The organism is Streptomyces sp. NPDC093544, from assembly GCF_040683495.1.
Classification (GTDB): Bacteria; Actinomycetota; Actinomycetes; order Streptomycetales; family Streptomycetaceae; genus Streptomyces.
Genome location: NZ_JBFBEA010000009.1, coordinates 276,069 through 299,759, shown reverse-complemented (window position 1 = coordinate 299,759; position 23,691 = coordinate 276,069). Strand labels below are relative to the sequence as shown.

Here is a 23,691-nt window from a genome sequence, read left to right as displayed (position 1 = left end):
GTTCCCAGAAGCTGCCGCCCGGACCTCTGGATCTGCGTCGAACGCGTGGGCGAGACCTCCGCAGGCCCCGGAGGTACATCGAAGCTCCGGACGGTACAGGCGACTGATCAGGTCACCGGCATCATCCGGAGCTTCGTGGCGTATAGATCGAGCCCACCGGACATCGTCATATCGTCGTGAGCCTGCGCGCCTGTTCACTCGCCAGGACTACGCAACTGCCCTGAGCGGGTGCCTGCGGTCAGGAGACGCAGGTAAGACTCACATCGTCGATTCGGACGAACTGCTTGACTCCGTTGTTGTTCCCGTAGATCGCCTGGATGTACACGGTGCTGAGTCCGTTCAGGTTCAGCGGCGCGGTGGTGATCTGCTGATAGCTGCCGGCACTGATGCCCGGTGCGGTGCTGGTCAGTTTCACCCATCCGTTGGCCCCGTTGGGGTCCCAGACTTCAAGGCCGACTCCGGCGCCGTAGCTGACGGGGTTGGCCCAGATGCTTGCGGAGCAGTTGGATCGGTTTCCCCATGAACCGATCGTTACCGCGATCTTCTCGGCAGCCCAGCCGTTGCCGGTGTAGAGCCATCCGTTGTTCACGCCGCTGCGAGCGACGACCGGGTTCCCGTTGACGTCAGCGCCCGCAACACCGTCGCCGCTCGCGAGACCCTGCCAATCGTTCCAGGGGTTCCCCTCGAAGCTGTTGGCGAACGTGACGGTGGTACCCGGTGCCGCCTGCGCCGGCACCGCGATTCCGATTGCGGTCACTGCCACTGCCGCGGCGACAGCGATCAGCCGAAGCAGGCTGCGCGGATTCTTCATCATGCGTTCTCTCCCTGTTCTCCGTGCGGATTTCGACGTTGCACTGAGACCACGCGAAGCCGCTGACCTACCGCGTCCGGTGTGCTGTCTCATGCCTGTTGTCTACCGGGTTGCCGTTGTCCGGTTCCGGCGGCGGGACGCCGGACAAACAAACACCGGACAATGAGCGCGATCGCTGTCCGGTGTGGACGGGAAGCCGGTCGGCTCAGCGCAAGGATCCGGCGGTAGTCAACTGGTTCGCGAACAGGCCGAGTTCGATCGTCAGGCCGAACCCACCCCGGCCATCCAGGCCTTGGCCTGCTACCTCAAGATGGCGACCGCCGAGTGATGTGCCGATGCGCAGGAACTCGTTCGATGCCGGTCCACCCCGCTCCTCCGGATCGACAACACTCGCTCGGCGCCCGGTGAGGACTCGACCATGGCGGTGTCGAGCAGGTCACCTGGGCGGCGACCAAGATCCAGGAAGCCGCTCCATCGCGATGTACCGCTCTTCGACGCCGAGAACGCGCAGCCGGTCGAGGTAGTCCACGACGCTCTGCGGGAGCGTCGGGTGCTCTCCCGCGGCGAGCCGGGCGAGCCATCTGCGGTTGCCCTGCAGCCGCCGGATCTCGGCGCGCAGGTCCTTGTCCTTCTCCTGGACGCCATCGGCGAACTCCTCCGGACCGGCGCCGAGGAGTGTCTGCGCCCGGGCCGGCGGCACGCCGGCATCTGCCAGGGTGTGGATCCGGATCAGTCGCACGACCGCGGCGGCATCGTAGTTCCGGTAACCGGATCGGTCGCGTTCGGGCTCCGGCAGCAGCCCGATCTGGCGCTAGTGGCGTACCGCACGCACCGTCACCCCGGCGTACGCCGGAAGCTGCCTGATGGTGACCATGGGGCGCAGACTGGTTCAGGCGATCCTCCGACGACAGGCGGCCATCGCAAGGACCTACGCCCCGACAAGGATGCCGACGCACCACGCGAGGGCGGTCCAGATGTCGTCGCCGACCGGCTGCCGGGCGAGCATGTCGCGGACCGTATGGACGATCGACGTCGCCGGTTGGTGCTCGACGAAGGCGCGTGCCGGGCGAGGCATGGTCTGCGTGGCCACGAACGCCGAGCTGACCAACGGCAGGAAGATGAGCGGGTGGGCGAACGCACCCGCACGCTCCGACCGATGCCACGAAGTGCCGCTTCGCGACCTACTCGACCGTGGCGGGCGGGAACAGCCGCTCAAGGTCGGCGAGGGTGCCGTTCACGATGATCCGATCCCGGTGGAGTATCGCGATCCGGTCGGCCGACTGCTCGGCTCGTCCAGGTACTGCGTGGTGAACAGCACCGTCGTTCCGTAGCCGGCGAGCTCCTTGACCACATGCCAGACCTTGATGCACGCCTCGGGGTCGAGCTCGGCCATCGGCTCGTCCAGGAAGATCACCGGCGAGTTCCCGATTGGGCTCATCGCGATATCCGGCCGTCGGCGCATCCCGCCCGCATACGTCGACACTCGGCGCGTGCCCGCCTCGACAGCGAGAGGCGCCCCACCAGGTCGTCCGCGATCGCGCCCGGTCCTTGAGGTGGCGGATCTGGCGACGAGTACGAGGTTCTCCCGGCCGCTGAGGATCTCGTCGACGGCCGCGAACGCCCGGTGAGGCTGATGGAGCCCCGCAGGTTCACCGGTTGCGTGGCGACGTCGAAGCCATGGACGCCGGCCGTCCTCGCGTCGGCCTTCAGAAGCGTGGCGAGGATCCCACGGTCGTGGTCTTGTGCGGCCCGTTGGAACCGAGCAGGGCGAAGATGGTGCCCCGCGCCACGTCGAAGCCCACGCCGCACAGCACGTCGATCTTCCCGTACGACTCCTCCAGGCCCTGTACACGAATAGCTGGACCGGCGATCGATTGGGCCGCCACGGTCATCGGCCCCCTTTGCGGAGCTGTTCCAGGCGACTACGACGAAGCGCCTCCCGGAAGGGTGCAGGGTTGACCCAGCGTCAAGGTCAAGCCGACCCAGACCGCCGGATCCCGATACCCGGCGCCGGTGCGGGTCATCGCCGAGAGCGCGCCGCGGCGCAGCAGCGCTGCCACGACCGGCACTCCCACGATGATCTTCCGCATAGATGCTCTCCCTATTTCAGGAACGCTGAGTATCTGGATTACAGAGCCGGAAATTCGAATACCGCGGGAAATGAGCACCCCTTGACCGCCGGCCCCCATGTGGCATCCGGTCCGCTGAGCGGAACCGGGCATGGACAACAGGCAGCAGGTTACGGAGAATCCGTGCTGTCGCCATCTCAGGGGGGAAAGCCGGCATGCCACGCTCCGAGAGTCCGCTTGACCAGACGGATAGCCCGCTTGTCCGATTCGCGGTCGAGCTGAGGCAGTTGAGGAAGGCTGCGGGCATGCCTCCTTACCGGGAACTGGCCAAGTGCGCCCATTACTCGGCCACAACGCTCTCGGACGCGGCGGGAGGTCGCTCTCTGCCAAGCCTTGCGGTGACCTTGGCATATGCCGAGGCTTGCAACGGGGATCGCGAGGAATGGGAAGAGCGATGGCACGCCACCGTGGCCGATATCGCCTCGGTGAACGGCGGCATACGCCGAGCGGTTGATCCTGACGAATCCGCCGCGCCATATGTGGGGTTGGCTGCTTTTCAGCCTGATGACGCGTACCGGTTCTTCGGCCGGGACAGGCTCGTCGGTGAACTGGTGGCGAAGGTGAGCCGGCAACGACTGACGGCCGTTTTCGGCCCGTCGGGGTGCGGGAAATCCTCGTTATTGAGAGCAGGCCTTGTCGCCATGGCGAAAAAGACGGGACTGGGCGGCGCGCCCCTACCTGTCCTTCTGCTCTCGCCAGGCACCAACCCGCTGGAAGAGTGCGCCATCGGGCTGGCGGCACTCACCGGTGACTCCCCGGGCATGCTCAAGGCGGAGTTCCTCAACGATCCCGGCAATCTCCATCTGCGCATCCGGCAAGCTCTGGCCGACTGGACTGAAGAGGCCGACCTGCTGATCGTGGTCGATCAGTTCGAGGAGGTCTTCACCCTTTGCTCCAGCCGTGCCGAACGCGACCAGTTCATCACGGCTCTGCTCACCGCGGTCGGTACTGCGACCAGCCGCGCCCGAATCGTGCTCGGCGTCCGTGCCGATTTCTACGGCCACTGCGCCCAGAACCCCGCCCTGTCCGAAGCGTTGCGGGATGCGCAGGTCATGGTCGGGCCCATGAGCAGCGAGGAACTGCGCGAAGCCATCATGCGACCGGCGATCAGCGCGGGGTGCAGTGTGGAGGGCCCTCTGCTGGCGGCTGTGGTCGCCGACGCGACGGGCCAGTCCGGTGCGCTACCGCTCGTCTCGCACGCCATGGCCGAGACCTGGCGACGGCGCAGCGGCAACCGTCTCACCGTGGGCGGCTATCGAGCGGCCGGCGGCATTCGGCACGCGGTTGCGCACAGCGCCGAGGCGGCGTACACAGCGCTGTCCCCGGCCCAGCAGGACCTGGCACGCGGGATCTTCCTACGCCTGACCGCGCTGGGCGAGGGCACCGAGGACACCAAACGCCGTATCCACCGGCGCGAGCTGGACGCGCGTCCCGGCACCGATGCCGTTGTCGAAGCGCTGGCCGGGCGCCGGTTACTCACTATCGACCGGGACTGGATCGACATCACCCACGAAGCCCTCATCGGCAACTGGCCGCGGTTAAGGGACTGGCTCAACGAGGATCGTAACGGCTTGCGGATCCACCGCCGGCTCACCGACGCCACCGACACGTGGGAGGGCGGGGACCGCGACGAGCACAGTCTCTTGCGGGGCAGCCGGCTGGCGCTGGCAACGGAATGGGCCGACGCCCACCAGGGCTTGCTCACCGATCGCGAACGGCGTTTCCTGTCTGCGAGCCGCGCCGCCGAGGCCGCCGTCGAGGCCGCCGCCCGTCGTCGTACCCGCAGACTGTGGCAGCTCCTCGCGCTGCTCACGGCCGCGTTGCTGGTCGCCGTCACTTCCGCCGTGCTTGCGGTCCAGGCTCGGCAGGCCGCCACCGAGGAGCGCGATACGGCCGTCGCCCAGCGGGCGACAGCGGCAACAGCCGACATACGTGAGAACAATCCGGCGCTCGCGGCCCAACTAGGCCTGGCTGCTTATCAGTTGGCCCCGACCAAAGAGAGCCGTGACGGCCTGCTCAGCGCCTCGGCCACGCCGTACGCAGCCCCGCTGATCGGGCACACCAGTGACCTGGTCTCGCTGGCGTTCTCCCCGGACGGGCGGACACTCGCCACGGCCGGCTGGGACCGAACCGTACGGCTCTGGGACGTGCGGGACGCTCACCGTCCCCGTCAGTTGACCATCATTCGCCGGCCAGGTGCGTTTCACGCCGTGGCCTTCGATCGGACAGGCAATGTCCTCGCCACGGCCGACAGCAACGAGGTGGTGCTGTGGGACCTGACCGATATCCGGCACCCCGGCCTGCTCGCCACGATCACCCACCGGACCGGTGACGTCACATGGGTGGCACTCAGCCCGGACGGCCGGACCATGGCCACGGCCGACCAGGACAAGACAGCGGAGCTGTGGGACGTGAGCGATCCCCGCCGGCCGGAGCGGCTGGCCACACTGCGAGGGCATACCGGCAACCTCACGTCAGTGACGTTCAGTCCCGACGGCCGCATGCTGGCCACCACCGGTGACACCACCGCACGCCTGTGGGACGTCAGCGACCCGCATACCCCGAAGAAGCAAGGGGTGCTGACCGGACACACCCGCGCGGTCTGGTCGGCGGCGTTCAGCCCGGACGGACATACGGTCGCCACCGCCGGCTGGGACCACACAGTCCGAGTCTGGGACATCACCCGCCCGGCGGCACCCCGCGGCCTGGCTACCCTGACCGGGCACACCGCGCTGGTCTGGGCCGTGGCCTTCAGCCCGGACGGCCGCACGCTGGCCTCGACCGGCGGCGGCACCTTTCTCTGGGACATGTCCGAACCCCGGCATCCGAGCATGCTCACCAAGCTTCCGGAGGGGGTCTACGGCGCCGCGTTCAGCCCGGATGGGACCATCCTGGCAGCCGGTTCGGCACTGCACGATCTGCGGGAACTCCCCTTGTTCTTCCACAACGACGTCGTCGACGCGGTCGCGTTCAGCCCGGACGGCAAGGTCCTCGCCTCCGGAAGCTGGGACAGCACCGTACGGCTGTGGGACGTCGCCGTCGGACACCCCCGGCTCCTGCTGGCAACGCTGACCGGCCAGCGGGACTTCATCCGCTCGGTGGCGTTCAGCCCGGACGGACACACACTGACGACCGCCGGCAACGACGGCACGGTATGGCTGTGGGACGTGACGGACCCCCGCAACGCACGGCGCCTGACCGTGATCGAGCCGCATGCGGGCGAGGTGGCATCGGCGTCCTTCAGCCCGGACGGCCGGACCCTTGCCACCGCCGGGGTCCAGTCGGTGCGGCTTTGGGATGTGACCGACCGCAGCAACCCCAGAGCACTGGCTCGCCTCGGCGGGTACGTGGGAGACGCCGGAGTGGCTGTGTTCAGTCCGGACGGCCGCACACTGGCCACCGGCAGCAGCAAAAAGTCCATGCTGTGGGATGTCACCGACCCACGCCGGCCGAGCGCACTGGATTTCGCCTTCGCCTCCGACTCGGTCCCGGCCCATGCCTTCAGCCCCGACGGCCACATTCTGGCCACCGTGAACACCGCCGACAACACCGTACGTCTGCTGGACATGACCGACCTTCGCCATCCTCGACAACTGGCGCTGCTGACCGGGTACACCAACTCCGTTTACACGGTGGCATTCAGCCCGGACGGCCGCCGCCTCGCCACCAGCGATGCCGACAAGAAAGCCCGCGTGTGGGACGTGGGCAACCCCCGGCAGCCTAAAGAACTGGCCAACCTCACCGGGAACGAACTCGACGTTCCCACGGTCGTGTTCAGCCCCGACGGCCACACCCTCGCCACTGGCGGCAACGACCACACTCTGCGGCTGTGGGAAACCGACATCGACCGCGCCACCGCACGCGTCTGCACCCTCGCCCACCCGCCCATCACCCGCACCGAATGGGAGCAGTACCTCCCCGGAGTGGGCTACCGCCCGCCCTGCCCGGAGTTCTCGATCGGGTGATCGCAGCTGGCCGCAGGTATGAGAACGGCACGGGCCTTCACCCCGGACCCTGGACACTTGAGACGTGGATCTTGAGGATCCGAGGACGGACATCTCGTGGTCATGAAGCACTGCCCGCCGGAGTTCAAGGCAGACGGCGGTCGCGCCGTACCAGTCGCGTCCCGGAGCGGGATCAAGCAGGCCGCCGCCGATCTGGGCGTCAACCCGGAGAAGGTGCGGAACTGGGTACGAGCGGCCGGGGCGACCCTGCCGCAGGGCACCGGGCGTAGGTACCCGCCGAGCCGCCGACGCCGATGGAGCTGGAGAACGCAGCCTTGCGCAAGAAGGTCCGCGAGCTGCCGGATCATCTCCTGCGGCGGCCGCCCTAACGGCTGGCCGGCGTCCTCATGACAGTCGGCGGGACCGTCTCCCTGTGGCTCCCCCTGTGATAGGCGGCCCGAAGCCGGACAGCTCTTCCCGAAGCTGACTGTGCCGTGTGCTCTCCCGCGGAGGACTGTCAGTGGTCATACATAAGATCACGGCATGTCTGATGCCTTCACCGTCTTATGGACCCAGGACACCTGCCGTGCTCTGCGCGCGGCGGGCCGCGTGGGAGAGCGGCCGCCGGTCGCCTTCAGCGGCGTCCATTCCTCCCTGCCTGCCTGGTCTGGTGCGCACGTTGGCGACGAGGTGTACGCGTTGCACGTGAACCGGTGCGTCGTGTTCGTGGTGAGCCGGATGCGAGTGATCGACACGGAGAGGCGCGACTGCTGTGGTGCCGCCCCCCAGGCATGGCGTGACCCGGCGTTTCTTGGGCACGGCGACTGGTCCATGCTCGGTGCCAACGGCTGTGGCGCCGCGGCGGTGCACGTGGACGCGACGCCCGTACGCTTCGATGCACCTGTCTCCGGTGATCTCCTGGCGAGGCTTGCCTGGCGCAACCGCCGGGGCCAGACCCGCGGTCTGAAGTACGTGGTGGATGGCCGTCTCGAGCGCTCGGTCAGCCTCCAGGGGTTCTATCGTCTGACCTCGGAGTCGGCTGAGGAGTTGGCGGAGGCCGTCGGCAACACCGGTGGGGACGGTGCTCGCCCTCACGTTCCTGAGCCAGGCCGGAAACGCTAGACCGCACCCGCTACACACAAAGGTGAAACCGCCCAAAGGGCGAACAGTCCCTGCTCCCGGGCTGTCCCGTTTGCCAGTGGGATGCGGCTACGGCAGGAACGGTGGTGTGCCCGGGGGAAGCGGCGCGGTGCCGAAAAGGAATCCGGCGGCGGTGCGTGCCGGCGACGGCCGGGACCAACTGTGCCGGAGAGGACCTGCCCCAGCAGGCGGTGCAGGCAGGCGGCTTCGTCGGGTCCCCGGAGAGAAGCGTCGCCGCACTCGGTGACGAGGCGACTGTAGATCGGACCGTTTAGAGCCCCGGTGGACTCTGCCATGCCGGGCACCTTACGGCGCAGCAGCACTGACAGCGCGGAGCCTGGAGAGCCTGGCCGGCAGCAGGTAGGCAACCGTAGAGCTCACTATCGCTGCTCCGCGAAATTTCATTGATGGGTGTTGATCAGGCGGCCTTGAGTCGAGTGCCCTCGTAGGTCCAGCAGTAGGGATTGGCGGTCTCGTTGTGCCCGACCGCATACGCCTCCAGCTTGTCGATCAGGTCGTCGCGGCTGGCGAAGTCGCCGTGCCGCAGCACCCGGCGGGTCAGGGCGGAGAAGAACAGCCCGACCTGGTTGAGCCAGCAAGTGTGCGGCGGAGTCCAGCGAACGTGCCGGCGCGGGGGCGCGGCCGGCCAGGTCCTGGTGTGCCTGACGGTGTGTGAGGAGCCGTTGTCGAGCACGATGTGGATCTCCTTGCCGAAGCCTCTGCGGAGCAGCACTGGCTGGCCGGTAGCGGCCCTGACCTCTCGGTATGCCTTTGCGCAGGCGGCCGTCGTCCGGGAGGGGCTTCCAGTCGGACGCCCCCGGCGCCTCCCGTAGGCTCCGGACATGTCTTACGGGGTGGATGCGCGGGAGCTGTACGAGGCCCTGGCCTGGTACGAGGGGGCGGAGCCGTACGAGACGATCGTCGTGCCGTGGCTTGAACGGGCCCGCGACGGCTACCGCGCCTGGCTGGCCACAGCGGCCGAAGACGGCTCGTGGTGGGCCGCGAAGGGAACGGAACCCGGCGGCCAGGAACTCATCTGGGAGCTCTATGCCCTGCACCGGATCAGCGACCGGATGCTGCTCACCTTCCAGCCTCCCTCCGACGAGCCCGGCTCTCCGGACCCGCTGCCCTTGCTCTCGGAGCTCGAGTACCTCGACGTGTTCACCTCGCTGGGCATGACGCCGTTCGAGGACGGCGACGCATTCGATCCGTTCCTCCACGAGATCGTCGAGGTCGAACAGGCCGATGACCCGCATGCACCGATCGAGATCACCGAGGTCCTCTGGCCCGGCCTGATGCTGGGCCGGCTGCTGTTCAACCGGGCCGGCGTGCGGGTCGGCGCCGGCGTCGAGCACGCGCAGCGCGGCGTCGCGGACCGCTCGCCGCTGTACTGGACCTTCCAGCGCCGCCACCGGCCAGCGATAGACCTGTCCCAGGGCTGGGGCAGCAACTCTCAGTGGCGCACCGGCTTCCGCCTCGACTACCGGACCCCGGACGGCGATCGGCTCAACGTGGCGGGGGACCGCCCGATCGACGGCAGCGACGACCTGCAGCTCGACCACCTGAAGAATCTCACCCTCGAGGAGAGGCTCCTGACGCCCGGTGACCGGCGCGAGCTGTTGCGCCACCGCTGTCTCCTGCGCACGCCCGAGGCCGCCGACGCACTGACCGGATCGCCCGGCTGGGAGCGGGACCTGATGCCCTTCGACTGGCGGCTTCCGCACTCCGAGGCCTGACCCGGCGCGACGGGGACGGCAGGACCAACAATGCGGACCGTGCAGACTCCCGCTCTGAAGAAGGCAGTTCTCCTCGCGAGGCGGCTGCGGCTGGCCAACAACCCGCACGGCGATGCCCTTTGCACCTGGCTGTCGGCGGCACCGAGGAGACTGGTGTGACGACGGTGCTTCGGCAACTCGGCCGTGCATTCGAGGGAATCGTCAGCGACCAACTGCCCGCCGACCGCTCCCGGATTCCCGGTCATCCACATCAACGTGCCGCTGTCCCCAGCAAGCCGGACTGGTCTCCTTCGCCGACTTCGTCGGCCACCAGCACGCCAAGGATCCAGAGAGCGGTCAGCCCGGCACCGACATGACCGGTCCCATCTGCCACGCAATGAAGACGCGCGGCACCCGCCTGGTGCCCGTCGACGGCATCGACCGGCTGGAGAACTCCGAACTGAAGGCGGCCTGCGACTACTTCGGCTACCTCGCCTGCGAGTTCAGCATCTCCTCCGTCCGTTGCGGCCCCGGTGCCCGTGACTTCGTCAACGCCGCCGTCGCGGCAGGCGGGCCGAGGCGCCCGCAGACAGCGCAGTCGGCGTTCGAACTCTGGACAACCAGCCGGTGGGACGTTTCGACGACGATCCGATTCAGGGGATCTGACGCGCATGTCATCAGACCATCCGGTCGTTACGGCTCCGCGGACTTCCCCGCTACAGATTCCTGCCTGCCACGTCAGCCCCTCTTGCATCTGCCTTCTCGCGTCGCCCGCGCCGATCGGAGAGCATCCGACGTTCGCATGGGTTCACAGGAACCGTAAAGCAAGACGGAAACCGTTTTCATTTCAAAGGGATGGTCAAGATCCCCGGGCTGTCGCACTCCGCCTGGCAGAGTCGCCTCCACCCCCCATGGTGAGGAGATTCTCAGGTGAGACGATTGCTGACCGCTGTCGCCACAAGCACCTTCCTGCTGTTGACCGTACCGGCGGTTCCCTCTGCCGCCGCGACCCCCGCGCGGCCCGCCCCCACCATCGCCTGGAGCGCCTGCACGGATACCACGCTGGCCCAGGCCGGCGCCGAGTGCGGCACGCTCCAGGTCCCCCTCAACTACGCCCGGCCCGCCGGCACCCAGATCACCCTGGCGCTGTCGCGGATCCGGCACACCGTGCCGGACAGCGAGTACCAGGGCGTGGTGCTCGCCGCCCCCAACCCGCTGGGCGGCTCCGGGTACACCGACCCGCTGCAGGCTGCCCTGCTGCCCGAGAACGCGGGCGCCGCCTACGACTGGGTGGGATTCGCCCGGCGCGGCCTGTCCCCGAGCATCCCCGCGCTGTCCTGCGAACCCGGCTACTTCGGCTATGACCGGCCGACGTACGAGCCCGCGACGGCCGCGGAAGAGGAGGCGTGGCTGGACCGGACCGAGGGCTACGCCCAGGCGTGCGACACCGGCAGCCAGTCGGCGCTGCTCGACCACATGAAGGCCACCGACACCGCCGCGGACATGGAAACCATCCGCACCGCACTCGGGGCCGGGCAGCTCAACATTTACGCCCACTCCTACGGCACCTACATCGCCCAGGTCTACGCCACGCTGCACCCGCGGCAGGTCCGCCGGATGGTGCTCGACAGCAACGTCGATCCGACACGCGTCTGGTACGACGCCGCCAACTTCGACCAGAACGTCCAGATGCAGAACAACCTGGAGCTCTGGTTCGCCTGGCTCGCCTCGCACGACGACGTCTACCACCTCGGCGCCACGACCGAGGCGGTGACCCAGCAGTGGGACGACCAGCTCGCCGCGGTGACCACTGCGCCGGCCGGCGGCGCGATAGGCCCCGACGAGTGGATCGACATCTTCCTTGTGTCCCCCTACTTCCAGGCGAGCTGGCCGTTCCTCGGGTCGGCATTCTCCGGCTGGGTGCACGACGGCGACGGCGCGACCCTGAAGGCGCTTTTCGACCAGCTCATGCAGTACGGCAACGACAACACCTATGCGGCCTTGCTCGCCGAGGTGTGCACGGACGCGCCCTGGCCCTCGGACTGGGCCAAGTGGCAGGCCGACACCCGGGTCACCGCGGCACTGGCGCCGACCACCACCTGGGGCAACACCTGGTTCAACGCGCCCTGCCGGACCTGGGGAGCCGAGGCCGGCACCCCCGTGAAGGTGGACGGCTCGAAGGTGGCCGGCGCGCTGCTGATCGACGAGACGCTGGACGCGGCGACGCCGTTCGAGGGCAGCCTCGAAGTCCGGTCACTGTTCCCGCAGTCGTCGCTGGTCAGCGTCCCGGGCGGCACCAGCAACGGCGCCACGCCGGGCAGCAACACCTGCGTGGACGCGACGATCGCCGCCTACCTCACCGCCGGCACGCTGCCTACCCGCGTCTCAGGCCGCCAGGCGGATCGTGAGTGCGCGGCGCCGCCGCTGCCCACCCCGACCACTTGAGGTGCTCCCCGGACGCCGCCGGACGACTCACGGTAGCCACCGAGCAGGGCAAGGCGATCGACGGCACCTGGAGCACGACGAGTACCACCACCAACCATTACGGGTGCGACTGCGACAGTCCGGCCTGGACCAGCTCCTCGGGAGGAGTGAGCAGAAGGTGCCGCAGGTACCGGTGGTCATCGCTCCAGCGCTACGACGAGTACGACAACCCGCTCGACGGCACCGCGGGCACCACGTACGACTGGCTCGATTCCTACGAACGGGACAGCGGCACACTGAGCGGCGTCACACGGATGGGCGGGCGCCTCTACGATCCGTCAACCGCAAAGGGCGTCACAGCTCTCAGCACTCGAACACCCGGCGCGATCTACCCGACCTCCCGGGGACCTTAGGGAGGAGATAGGCACTGAGCTCCGGCGACGTCGGCCGCGGGACCCACCCCAGGTCCCGCGGCCGACGGAACCTGCCGCCGGCACGGCCGGCCGGCCCTACGCCGACTCCCGCAACCGCAGCTTTCCGTGGACCACCATCTCGTCCCGGCTGAGCCCGCCGCTGCGGGTCAGCAGCCGTGCCGCCTGTTCGACGGCGAGCGCGCCGAGCTCCCGGGTGTCGAGGGCGACGGTGGACAGCGGCGGTTCGACCAGGGATCCGAGCTGAAGGCCGTCGAAGCCGATCACGGCGAGGTCCTTGGGGACCTGGCGTCCGAGCCGGCGGGCGGCGCGCAGTGCGCCGATGGCGATGATGTCGTTGAACGTGAACACGGCGGTGACGTCGGGGTGCCGGGCGAGCAGGTCCTTCAGCGCGCCCTCCCCGCCCTCCACGCTCTGGTCGGCGCGGCACACCGCGTCGGAGTCGAGTCCGCAGGCGTCCATCGCGGCGGCGAACCAGTCGTGCCGGTTGCTCGGCTCGGACCGGCCCGCGTGATCGAGCATGCCGATCCGCCGGTGCCCCGACTGGGCCAGATGGCGGATCGCGGCGGCGACGCCCCGCTCTCCGTCGATCCGGATCGTGCTGAACCGCTCGGAGCGGTGCTCACGGTCGATGAGCACGACCGGCATCCCCCGGGTCAGCCCGTCGATCTCCTCCTCGGTCAGGCTCATGTACCCCACGACAGCGTCCACCTGCGAGGCCATCGCCTCCAGGGTGCCCCGCTCCTCCTCGACGCGATCACCGGTGTCGCACACGACGACATGCCAGCCGCGGGCCCGCGCCGCGTCCAGGGAGGCGGCGGCGACCTCGGTGAAGAAGGGGTTGAGCAGATCGGGGATCACGAGCCCGACGCTGATCGTGTCCTGACGGACGAGCCCCCGGGCGAACCGGCTCGGTCGGTATCCCAGCGCGAGGGCGGCATCGAGGACGCGCTGCTTGGTGGCGACACCGATCTCGTCCTTGTCGTTGAGCGCCCGGGACACGGTCTGCCGGGACACCCCGGCACTCCGCGCCACATCGTCGATCGTCACCCGGCGGGGTGCGGTCCCCGACGACGCCATCGTTCACCTCCGCCTGTTGTCGACGCGCGCGCGTCGCAAGGGACATTGAGTATGCCCCGGGCCGACATTGTGGTGCGACCACGTGTGCGAACGGTTGATGGTGCTCCCCTGGCTCAAGAGCCTTGACACTGGGCCCAACCGAAGCGCAAAATCCCAATCACTTCACGACAAGCCCTCCCGTGAGCGCTCCCGTTACCGCTCCCGTGAGCGCTCACGGTACCGCTCACGGAAACACATTCCAACCAGAAGGCATCCGCCTCCAGGTGTCAACGTCGACCCCGCCTAGCACCGTCGCTAGTCGTTCTCTGGAACGGAAGATATGAGCAGCACAGTCACACGTACTCGCCTCGTCATCGCAGCCGCGGCCGCCGGCATGGTCGTCCTCGCCGGGTGCTCGTCGTCCGACTCGTCGTCCGACAACGCGTCCGCCGCCTCCTGTGAGCCCTCCAAGGGCAAGGTCACCCTCCAGTACTGGAACACCGTCAACGGCATGGACAAGGTCGTCGACCTGTGGAACAAGGAACATCCCGACATCCAGGTCGAGTCGAAGAACATCTCCAACGACCAGTACGGCGCGATCGGCAACGCCCTCAAGGCCGGTACGGCGCCGGACCTCGCCCAGGTCGGCTACGACCAGTTGCCCACCCTGCGCTCCCAGGACGCCTTCGTTGACGCCTCGGCCTGCAAGACGGCCGCCGACGCCGAGTCGAAGTTCGTTCCGTGGACCTGGTCGCAGGCCAGCTTCGGCGGCGAAGGGGTGTACGCCCTTCCGCAGGACACGGGCCCGATGGCGATGTACGTACGCACCGACATCTTCAAGAAGTACAACGTCCCGATTCCGACGACCTGGGACGAGTACACCACCGCCGCGGAGAAGCTGCACAAGGCGGACCCGAAGCTCACCATGACGTTCTTCGACCCGAACAACGCCGAATGGTTCAACGGGCTCCTCTGGCAGAACAACGCGAACATGTACAGCTACTCCGACGACAAGTGGCACGTCACCGTGGAGTCGGACAAGAGCAAGCAGGTCGCCGACTACTGGCAGAAGCTGATCGACGACAAGCTCGTGCGCACCGACCTCGCCAACGGGTCGACGCAGATGTTCGCCGCCTACCAGAACGACCAGATGGCCACCCAGATCGGGGCGGCCTGGGGCTACACGGGGATGCGTGACAACCTGCCCGACCAGGCCGGCAAGTGGTCGATCGTCCCGATGCCGACGTGGGGTGCGGACGGCAACTCGGGCGACTGGGGCGGCTCGACCGTCGCGTTCATGAAGGGCGGCAAGCACCTCTACGAGGCTGCCGAGTTCAACACGTGGCTGAACACCGACCCCGAGGCGCTCGCGTTGGCGAACGAGGTGGGCGGCCTGTACCCGGCGTCCACGGACGGGCTGAAGCTTCCGGCGCTGTCCAAGGGTGTGCCGTACTACAACAACGAGAAGATCTTCGACGTCTTCGCCGAGTCGTCCAAGAAGGTCGACACCGACTTCAGCTGGGGCCCCACCCAGAAGTCGGTGAACCTGGCACTGCAGGACGCGATGTCCAAGGCGGTGGCCGGGGACGGCAAGCTGACCGACGCGCTCGCCGCTGCCCAGGCCTCCGCGCTGAAGTCGATGGACGACCTGGCGATCCCGGCTACGGCGGGTAAGTGACCTCAGAATGACCGACATCGTCACCCGCCCCACCGACGCGGTGTCACCACCGCCCCGGGGCCGCCGCCGCCGTCCGCGTCTGGACGTCGGCGGCCCCCGGGCCGGCACCATCGTCGCTTTCCTGACGCCCTTCTTCCTGCCGTTCGTCCTCTTCTACCTGGTGCCCATCGGCTACGCGCTCTGGCAGAGCTTCCGCGTGGTACGCCGCTCCGGCGGGCAGTACGGCACCTCGTACACGACGTTCGGCGGTTTCGAGCAGTACGTCGAGGTGTTCCAGAACGACGAGTTCTGGGCCAGCATCGGCCGTATCGGCCTGTTCGGCATCGTGCAGGTGCCCGTGATGCTGTTCACCGCGCTGGTCATGGCGCTGCTCCTTGACACTCACCTGCTGAAGCTCAAGGGGTTCTTCCGCACCGCCGCGTTCATGCCGTACGCGGTGCCCGGCGTCATCGCCGCGATCATGTGGTCGTATCTCTACTCGCCGCAACTCAGCCCGATCGTTGACCTGTTGAACGGCATCGGTCTGAAGCCGGACTTCCTGGGCCCGGGTGCCGTGCTGTGGTCGGCGGCGAACATCTCGACCTGGCTGTGGACCGGCTACAACATGCTGATCATGTTCTCGGCGCTTCAGTCCATCCCGCAGGAACTCTACGAGGCCGCGAGGATCGACGGGGCCAGTAACTGGGCCATCGCCTGGCGCATCAAGGTCCCGATCATCGCCCCGTCCATCGTCATGACCACGGTGTTCTCGATCATCGGCACACTCCAGCTCTACTCCGAGCCGGCCGTGCTGCGCCAGATCTCCTCGAACATCTCCAGCACGTTCACCCCGAACATGCTGGCGTACACCGTGGCCGTCGGGAACAACTACCAGCAGGCCGCGGCCATTTCGGTGGTCATCGCCGTCATCACGTTCGTCTTGAGCTTCGGGTTCATGCGACTGACCTCCAAGAGGGCGGGACTGTGAGCAAGCAACCCCGTGACCAGGAAAGCCGCGTGAGCCGCACGGCCGTCATGGCCCTGATGCTCGTGCTGGCGATCTACTTCCTGCTGCCGCTGTACTTCCTGATCGTCGCGGCGACCAAACCGCAGGGCGATCTCGCCTCCACCAGCGGCCTGACGTTCTCGAACTTCCAGCTGTTCGACAACCTGCACACCCTGTTCACCTTCAACGACGGCATCTTCGCCCGATGGATCGTCAACACGATCGTCTACGCGGTGCTGGGCGCGGCCGTGGGCACCCTGATCTCGGCACTGTGCGGCTACGCGCTCGCCAAGTTCCGCTTCCGCGGCCGGGAGTTCCTCTTCTCGGTGATTCTCGGCGGTGTACTGGTCCCCAGCACCGCGCTGGCGCTGCCGCTGTTCCTGCTGTTCTCCGAGGTCGGACTCGTCAACACCTACTTCGCGGTCTTCCTGCCCAGCATCGTCAGCCCGTTCGGCGTCTATCTCGCGAGGATCTTCGCGAACGCCGCCGTGCCCCAGGAACTCATCGAGTCCGCGCGCCTTGACGGTGCCGGCGAGTTCCGCACGTTCTTCTCGGTGTCGGTCAAGCTGATGTCGCCGGCGCTGGTGACCATCTTCCTGTTCCAGTTCGTCGGCATCTGGAACAACTTCTTCCTCCCGATGGTGATGCTCCAGAAGGAGGAGCTCTTCCCGATCACGCTCGGCCTCTTCACCTGGAACGGGCAAACCGCCCGCACCCCGCTCCTCCAGGAGTCCGTGATCATGGGCTCGCTGGTGTCGATCGTGCCCGTGATCATCCTGTTCATCGTCCTCCAGCGGTTCTGGCGCACCGGACTCGCAGCCGGCTCCCTCAAGTGACCGCTCCCGTCCCCCACTCCGCACAGAAGGTCCGCCCCGCCATGCCCAACTCCGCAGTATTCGTCCCCCACTTCCACTGGGACCGGGAGTGGTACGAGCCCTTCCAGGTCTTCCGGCACCGGCTGGTGACCGCCCTGGACACCGTGCTGGAGACGCTTGAGGCGAACCCGGACTTCCGGTTCACCGTCGACGGTCAGATGGCCGCGGTCGAGGACTACCTGGAGATGCGTCCGGAGAACCGCGAGCGGGTCGTGGCCCTGGTAAGCGAGGGCCGGCTAGCGATCGGACCGTGGCTGATCCTGCTCGACGAGTTCCTGTGTTCCGGCGAGACCATCGTGCGCAATCTCCAGATGGGATGGGCCGCGGCGGAGCGGCTCGGCGGCGCGATGCGCATCGGCTATCTGCCGGACATGTTCGGCCACGTCGCGCAGATGCCGCAGATCCTGGCACGCGCCGGGATCGAGCACGCGGCGCTGTGGCGCGGGGTGCCCGGCTCGGTCGAGGGGCACGCCTTCCGCTGGCGCGCCCCGGACGGCTCCGAGGTGCGCACAGAGTTCCTCTTCGACGGCTATGACAACGGTCTGGACGTCCTCCTCGTGCCCGACCAGCTCGGCCGCGCACTCGGCGAGTACGCGCAGATGACGGCCCAGCGGTGGGGCAGCGATCCGGTGCTGGCCATGGCGGGCACCGACCACAACGCGCCCGACCCGCAGCTGGCGGCCTGGCTGCGCAAGGCGTCCGGCGCGGAGCTGCCGATCACCGTCGCCACGCTCGACGAGTACATCCGGGAGCATGTCCGCGACGAGGTGACCTCCGTCGTCACCGGTGAGTTGCGCAGCCATGTGCGGGGCAACATCCTGCCGGGCGTGCTGTCCGTGCGGCTCGGGCTCAAGCAGCGGATGGCCCTCGCGGAGCGGACCGTCGACCACGCCGAGCGCGTGAACGCGCTGTGGTCGCGACGCGACGACTCGGCCTTCCTCTCCCTCGCCTGGCACAAGATCATCGAGTCGACCGCGCACGACTCCGTGGTCGGTTCCGGCACCGACGAGACCTGCGACCAGGTCGCGGCGCGGCTCGCCGAGGCCGCGCAGACCGCCCGTGCCGTGCGGGACGCGGCGCTCGCCGAGCCCGCCGCCCGGGTGCCCAGCGACGCCTACCTGGTGGCCAACCCGCTGCCGTCGCCGCGCGCGGCGCTGGTCGAGGTGGATGTCCTGGCCCCGGCTGCCGGGACCACGCTCGTCGCCACCGGCACCGACGGGTCGGCGCATCCCGTGCAGCTGATCTCCGAGGACCCGACCGTGCTCAGCGACGAGCGCATGGATGCCTCGCAGCTCGAACGCGTACTGCGCCGTATCCACCGTCGGGAACTGTTCGGACTGCTGATCGACCGCTACGAACTCACGCCGGGCTCACTGGTGTTCCATCTCGCCGAGGTGCCGGCCAGCGGGCCGTTCGACCTGCTGATCCTGCGTCGCGAGGTCGCCGCCGCGGCTGCCGCGCATCCGGGCGAGTGGCAGGTGCGGACGCTGGCCGAGGCACGGGCGACCGCGCTGGTGCCGGTGCACGTGCCCGCCTCCGGACTGACCGCTGTCCGGATCTCGGCGGCCGACGGGAACACCGTCCCGGCGCCACAATTCACGCCGGCCACGGCCACCGTGAAGCCGTCGGCGGACGCGCTGTCGAACGGCCTGGTCGAGGTGGTGGTGGCCGACGACGGCACCCTGGTCGTCACCGGCGCGGACGGCACAGTCCTGTCAGGGGTGGGCCGCCTGGTCGACGGCGGTGACCGCGGCGACAGCTACAACTACGCTCCCCCGGCCCGGGACCTGCTGGTGTCGGAGCCGACCTCGGTCAGCGTCGAGCTCGTCGAGAACGGGCCGCTGCGGTCCCGGCTGCGCGTCACCCGCGTCTACGAGTGGCCCGACGCGCTCACCGCCGACCGTGACGTGCGCGGCAAAACCACCGTCCCTACATCGGTGGAGATGCTGGTGGAACTGCGCACGGGCGAGCCGTTCGTGCGGATCTCGACCGCCTTCCTCAACCGGTCCGCCGATCACCGGCTGCGCTTCCACGTGCCGCTGCCCCGGCCCGTGACCACGTCCGCCTCCGCCGGCCAGTTCGCCGTCACCGAGCGTGGACTCACGGCGGAGGGCGGCTGGGGCGAGTACCCGCTCCCGACCTTCCCGGCGAGCACCTTCGTGTCGGCAGGGCCGGCCACCGTCCTCCTCGACCACTCCAGCGAGTACGAACTCGTCGACGACGGCTCGGAGCTGGCCCTCACGCTGCTGCGCGCGATCGGCTCGATCAGCGTCAACATCCACCCCCTGCGCGACGAGCCCGCGGCGAGCGAGATCCCCGCCCCGGGCGCACAGGACCTCGGCATGCGCATCGAGAACCGGCTCGCCGTCCTGCCCTCTGTCACCGGCTGGCAGGCCGCGGACGCGGTCGCCCTCGCCGAGGAGTTCCGCAACGATGTGCTCGTCACGCGCGGTACCGCGCCCGCTGGGGGCACCCTGCCGGCCGACGTGAGCGGCGTACGGGTCGACGGCAAGGACGTGTTCGTCTCCAGCATCCGCCGGGTCCCCGCCGACAGGGACGGGCACGAAGTCGGAAACGGCATCGAGGTCCGGCTCACCGCGCTGAGCGACACCGGATCGACCGCCCGTCTGACGGGTGACTTCACCGAGGCCACCACGGTCGACCTGCTCGGCCGGCCACTCTCCACCGCGCCGTCGCAGAACGGCCTCGAACTCGACCTCGCGCCCTGGGAGATCCGCACGATCGTGCTGAGGCAGCACCCCTCGGCCCCCACGAGCCGACCGTGACCGTCACCTGGTCCCGCAGCGGATCGTACGAACCGGCCACGACCGACACACGGTCCTGCCGCGGGCCGGACGAGCTGAGCGTGACCAACTCCGCTTCCCGCCGGCAGTCGTACGAACTGGAAACGACCGGCGCGGACACCCGGCACGGGCAGTACGAACCGGCCGCGACCGACACCTCTACCCGCCGGCAGCCGTACGCACCGACCACGGCCTGCTCCCAGGCCCGCCACCGGCCATACACACCGGCCACGACCGCCCCCACCCCCGCCACCAGCCGTACGAACCGGCCGTCACCGACCCCCACGCCCGCCACGGCACGGGCGACGTCCGCCGGGCCCCACACGAAGAAAGACGTGACCTCTTGCTCTCCGCGCTCTCCGCGTATGTTTCGGACCTGGCACCGGGGCGCGGCGCACTGCGCCCGGCGCGCTCGTGGCTGCACTCCGACGCCTCTTCCCTCTCCCTCAACGGGCCTTGGCGCTTCCGGCTGTCCCCCACGGCGTCGGTCGCGGCGGATTTCGTAGCCGCCGACTTCTCCGACGACGACTGGGGGACCTTGGCGGTGCCCGCGCACTGGGTGCTGGAGGGGGACGGCGCCTACGGCAGGCCCCTCTACACGAACATCCAGTTCCCGTTCCCGATCGATCCGCCCCATGTTCCGGACGAGAACCCCACGGGCGACTACCGACGCCACTTCGACCTTCCTGACGGCTGGTCGGGCGCCGAGCGGATCGTGCTGCGGTTCGACGGGGTCGAGTCGCTCTTCACGGTGTGGGTCAACGGCGTGGAGGCCGGCGGCGCCAGCGGCAGCCGGCTCGCCCACGAGTTCGATGTGACGGACGCCGTGCGTCCGGGTGACAACGTCGTCGCGGTGCGGGTGCACCAATGGTCCGCGGCCAGCTATGTCGAGGACCAGGACCAGTGGTGGCTGCCGGGGATCTTCCGCGACGTCACACTTCTCGCCCGGCCGGCCGGGGGCATCGAGGACGTCTGGCTCAGGACCGGTTACGCCGCCGGGCAGGGCCGGATCGACCCGGAGGTGACCGCCGACGCGTCGGCCTTCCCTGTCACCCTGCGGATCCCCGAGCTCGGCGTCGAGCGGGTCTGGGCGACGGCGGCCGAGGTGGCGCCACTGGACGTGGCCCGGGTGGATCCCTGGTCGGCGGAAGAGCCGCGCCTGTACGAGGCCACGGTCTCCTCGGCGGCGGAGAGCATCGGCCTTCGGGTGGGTTTCCGCACGGTCGAGATCCGCGGCGACCAATTCCTGGTCAACGGCCGCCGGGTGGTCTTCCACGGGGTGAACCGTCACGAGGCGCACCCCGAGCGCGGCCGGGTCTTCGACGAGCGGCACGCACGCGAGGACCTCGCCAGGATGAAGCGGTTCAACGTGAACGCCATCCGTACCAGCCACTACCCCCCGCACCCGCGGCTCCTCGACCTCGCCGACGAACTCGGGTTCTGGGTCGTCCTGGAGTGCGACCTGGAGACGCACGGCTTCGACAAGATCGGCTGGGTCGGCAACCCGAGCGACGACCCGGCGTGGCGCCCGGCCTACCTCGACCGCATCCAGCGGACCGTCGAGCGGGACAAGAACCATCCCAGCGTCGTCATCTGGTCGCTCGGCAACGAGGCGGGCACCGGCGCCAACCTCGCCGCGATGTCGGCATGGGTCCACGCCCGGGACGCCGAACGGCCGGTGCACTACGAGGGCGACCACACCGGCGAGTACACGGACGTCTACTCACTCATGTACCCGACGGTCCCGGAGACCGAGCGGGTCGGCACCGACGACGCGTCGTCCACGCTCCTGGACTGCACCCCCGCGCAGAGCGCCCGCCAGCGGGGCAAACCGTTCCTGCTGTGCGAGTACGCCCACTCGATGGGCAACGGGCCGGGCGCGTTCGACCAGTACGAGGCGCTCGTGCACGAGTATCCGCGGCTGCACGGCGGCTTCGTCTGGGAGTGGCGGGACCACGGTCTCCTGGCTACAGCCCCGGACGGAACGCCGTACTACGCCTACGGCGGCGACTTCGGCGAGGTCCTGCACGACGGCAACTTCGTCATGGACGGCATGCTGTTGAGCGACGACGTGCCCACGCCCAGCCTCCACGAGTTCAAGGCTGTCGTGCAGCCGCTCCGCTTCGCCTTCGACGGCGAGAAGGTCGCGGTCAGGAACCTGCGACACTCGGCCGACACGTCGGATCTGCAGTTCCGCTGGCGGGTCGAACACGACGGAGTGTCCGTGGACTCGGGCGAGCTGGATGTCCCCGTGGTCGCGGCTGGCGAGTCGGGCCGGGTGACGCTCCCCCGGGTCACGGTGTCCCCGGACGCCGAGACCTGGCTCACGATCGACGCGGTGCTGGCGACCGGCACCGCCTGGGCGGCCCAGGGGCATGTCGTAGCGACCGCCCAGTACGATCACTCGGTCCGGCGCCCTGTCCCCCGCGTCCGGCCGCGCACCGACTGGCGGCCCGGCGACGGCACCCTCACCCTCGGCATCGCCGAGTTCGCCGGCGGGTCGCTCACCCGTCTCGCCGGTCGCGCCGTGACCGGACCTCGTCTGGAACTGTTCCGCGCCCCGACCGACAACGACGAGGCCCCGGGGGACCGCCTCGAAGGCAGCGACGACAGTGTCGCCGGGGTGTCCAGCGCCGGCCTGTGGCGCCGGGACGGCCTGGACCGGCTCACCGCGCGGCGGGTCACCGTGGAGCATGCGAGGGACGCCCTGCGCACCGTCGACAAAGTCTCCGCCGCGGACTCCGCCCTGTCCGTGACGGTGGAGACCGTCTGGTCGGTCGAGGGGGACGAACTCGAACTGCGCGTGGAGATCGAACCGTCGAACGGCTGGCGGACGGTGTGGCCGAGGATCGGTGTGCACTTCGGCCTGCCCGACGGCACGACTTCCGTCGACGGTGCCGAGTGGTTCGGGCTGGGCCCGTTCGAGTCCTACCCTGACAGTCTCCACGCGGCACGCACGGGACTCTTCGCCGCCCCGATCGGCGACCTCTCGGTCGACTACGCGCGCCCCCAGGAGACCGGGCACCGCTCCCAGCTGCGGCACCTGACGCTGACCAGCGGTGCGGAGCGGGTGGTGCGCATCACCGCCCTGCCCGACACCCAGGGCCGGCGTCCCGGCTTCACCCTCAGCCGCCACACCCCTCAGCAGATCACCGAGGCCCGGCACCCCTTCGAGCTCCCCGGCTCGACGACCAGCCACCTCATCATCGACGCGGCCCAACACGGCCTCGGCTCCCGCGCCTGCGGCCCCGACGTATGGCCGGAGTTCTCGCTGCGCCCGGAGGCGCGCACCATCAGGCTCCGGATAGCGGGAGGCCGAACGACGACGTGAGGCCCACCCGGCCGGCGGCCGGCGGCTGGCCTCCGGGTGCGGGACAGCGGGTCGCGGGGGGCGATCGCGCAGGTCCTGCCGGCCCGCTACCCGCTGCTGCCTGCCTGCCTGCCTGCCGGACAGCGTGATCGACCACTTCTACCGCGCCCTGTTCAGCCGCTTCTCGGCAATCCCCCTCGCACACCGCCGGCTGGCGGACCGCAACAGTCATGAAGTCCCGTGTGCGTTCGCCGAAGAGTCCGGCACTCACTTACCCCGCAGCAGTACCCGCCGCCGTAGGAAGGTGAGCGTGAGGCTGCAACAAATGTGTTGGGCAAGGTGCCCTGCGCTTCTTCGCACACGTGACTCAGCTTGCGCCGCGCATT

At 68.8% G+C, this 23,691-nt stretch carries 19 protein-coding genes; 11 read left to right on the top strand and 8 right to left on the bottom strand.

The genetic code is table 11. The features are described from left to right. Positions 1 to 238: 238 nt before the first annotated feature. From AB0N66_RS16395 to AB0N66_RS16370, 6 genes are all read right to left on the bottom strand, one after another. Entirely contained in the window at positions 239 to 814 is a 576-nt protein-coding gene (locus AB0N66_RS16395) for a hypothetical protein (RefSeq protein WP_365434405.1), read from the bottom strand. Between the two features lie 433 nt (positions 815 to 1,247). Continuing rightward, the gene (locus AB0N66_RS16390; RefSeq protein ID WP_365434517.1) at positions 1,248 to 1,607 is read right to left on the bottom strand and encodes a MerR family transcriptional regulator; all 360 of its coding nucleotides are present in this window, start codon (positions 1,605 to 1,607) and stop codon (positions 1,248 to 1,250) included. Between the two features lie 132 nt (positions 1,608 to 1,739). Then, complete coding sequence (locus AB0N66_RS16385) at positions 1,740 to 1,901, bottom strand: hypothetical protein (RefSeq protein ID WP_365434402.1); 162 nt, start codon at positions 1,899 to 1,901, stop codon at positions 1,740 to 1,742. 144 nt (positions 1,902 to 2,045) lie between these two features. After that, entirely contained in the window at positions 2,046 to 2,249 is a 204-nt protein-coding gene (locus AB0N66_RS16380) for a hypothetical protein (RefSeq protein WP_365434399.1), read from the bottom strand. A gap of 268 nt (positions 2,250 to 2,517) precedes the next feature. After that, positions 2,518 to 2,697, bottom strand: coding sequence for a hypothetical protein (locus AB0N66_RS16375; RefSeq protein ID WP_365434396.1), 180 nt, complete (start codon positions 2,695 to 2,697; stop codon positions 2,518 to 2,520). Positions 2,698 to 2,733: 36 nt separating this feature from the next. Next, a complete protein-coding gene (locus tag AB0N66_RS16370; RefSeq protein ID WP_365434393.1) occupies positions 2,734 to 2,901 on the bottom strand; it encodes a hypothetical protein in 168 nt (55 codons plus the stop codon). A gap of 194 nt (positions 2,902 to 3,095) precedes the next feature. Here AB0N66_RS16370 and AB0N66_RS16365 point away from each other — a divergent pair, with 194 nt between their 5' ends. Both AB0N66_RS16365 and AB0N66_RS16360 read left to right on the top strand, forming a co-directional pair. Further along, positions 3,096 to 6,905 (top strand): hypothetical protein, encoded by a 3,810-nt coding sequence (locus AB0N66_RS16365; RefSeq protein WP_365434390.1) that lies wholly within the window; start codon positions 3,096 to 3,098, stop codon positions 6,903 to 6,905. Between the two features lie 522 nt (positions 6,906 to 7,427). Then, positions 7,428 to 8,006: a hypothetical protein gene (locus tag AB0N66_RS16360; RefSeq protein ID WP_365434387.1), complete on the top strand. Its 579-nt coding sequence runs from the start codon at positions 7,428 to 7,430 to the stop codon at positions 8,004 to 8,006. Positions 8,007 to 8,442: 436 nt separating this feature from the next. Here AB0N66_RS16360 and AB0N66_RS16355 read toward each other — a convergent pair whose 3' ends face one another. Then, complete coding sequence (locus AB0N66_RS16355; protein WP_365434384.1) at positions 8,443 to 8,757, bottom strand: transposase; 315 nt, start codon at positions 8,755 to 8,757, stop codon at positions 8,443 to 8,445. A gap of 109 nt (positions 8,758 to 8,866) precedes the next feature. Here AB0N66_RS16355 and AB0N66_RS16350 point away from each other — a divergent pair, with 109 nt between their 5' ends. The 4 genes from AB0N66_RS16350 to AB0N66_RS16335 all read left to right on the top strand — a co-directional run bounded on the left by AB0N66_RS16350 (position 8,867) and on the right by AB0N66_RS16335 (position 12,576). Next, on the top strand, positions 8,867 to 9,760 hold the full coding sequence (locus tag AB0N66_RS16350) for a hypothetical protein (RefSeq protein ID WP_365434381.1): 894 nt from the start codon (positions 8,867 to 8,869) through the stop codon (positions 9,758 to 9,760). A 376-nt stretch (positions 9,761 to 10,136) separates the two neighbouring features. Next, positions 10,137 to 10,562, top strand: coding sequence for a hypothetical protein (locus AB0N66_RS16345; RefSeq protein WP_365434378.1), 426 nt, complete (start codon positions 10,137 to 10,139; stop codon positions 10,560 to 10,562). Positions 10,563 to 10,669: 107 nt separating this feature from the next. Next, a complete protein-coding gene (locus tag AB0N66_RS16340) occupies positions 10,670 to 12,184 on the top strand; it encodes an alpha/beta hydrolase (RefSeq protein ID WP_365434375.1) in 1,515 nt (504 codons plus the stop codon). After that, a complete protein-coding gene (locus tag AB0N66_RS16335) occupies positions 12,148 to 12,576 on the top strand; it encodes a hypothetical protein (RefSeq protein ID WP_365434372.1) in 429 nt (142 codons plus the stop codon). Before AB0N66_RS16340 ends, AB0N66_RS16335 begins: the two co-directional genes overlap by 37 nt. A 96-nt stretch (positions 12,577 to 12,672) precedes the next feature. Here AB0N66_RS16335 and AB0N66_RS16330 read toward each other — a convergent pair whose 3' ends face one another. After that, positions 12,673 to 13,674, bottom strand: coding sequence for a LacI family DNA-binding transcriptional regulator (locus AB0N66_RS16330; protein ID WP_365434369.1), 1,002 nt, complete (start codon positions 13,672 to 13,674; stop codon positions 12,673 to 12,675). A gap of 319 nt (positions 13,675 to 13,993) precedes the next feature. On the opposite strand from AB0N66_RS16330, the gene AB0N66_RS16325 reads away from it, so the two are divergent. From AB0N66_RS16325 to AB0N66_RS16305, 5 genes are all read left to right on the top strand, one after another. Continuing rightward, on the top strand, positions 13,994 to 15,331 hold the full coding sequence (locus tag AB0N66_RS16325; protein WP_365434366.1) for an ABC transporter substrate-binding protein: 1,338 nt from the start codon (positions 13,994 to 13,996) through the stop codon (positions 15,329 to 15,331). 7 nt (positions 15,332 to 15,338) lie between these two features. Further along, positions 15,339 to 16,298, top strand: a complete 960-nt coding sequence (locus AB0N66_RS16320) for a sugar ABC transporter permease (protein ID WP_365434363.1) — start codon at positions 15,339 to 15,341, stop codon at positions 16,296 to 16,298. Positions 16,299 to 16,345: 47 nt separating this feature from the next. Beyond that, a complete protein-coding gene (locus tag AB0N66_RS16315) occupies positions 16,346 to 17,152 on the top strand; it encodes a carbohydrate ABC transporter permease (RefSeq protein ID WP_365434514.1) in 807 nt (268 codons plus the stop codon). 41 nt (positions 17,153 to 17,193) lie between these two features. Next, entirely contained in the window at positions 17,194 to 19,977 is a 2,784-nt protein-coding gene (locus AB0N66_RS16310) for an alpha-mannosidase (protein ID WP_365434360.1), read from the top strand. Positions 19,978 to 20,338: 361 nt separating this feature from the next. Next, positions 20,339 to 23,326, top strand: a complete 2,988-nt coding sequence (locus tag AB0N66_RS16305) for a glycoside hydrolase family 2 TIM barrel-domain containing protein (RefSeq protein WP_365434357.1) — start codon at positions 20,339 to 20,341, stop codon at positions 23,324 to 23,326. The last annotated feature ends 365 nt before the right edge of the window (positions 23,327 to 23,691 follow it).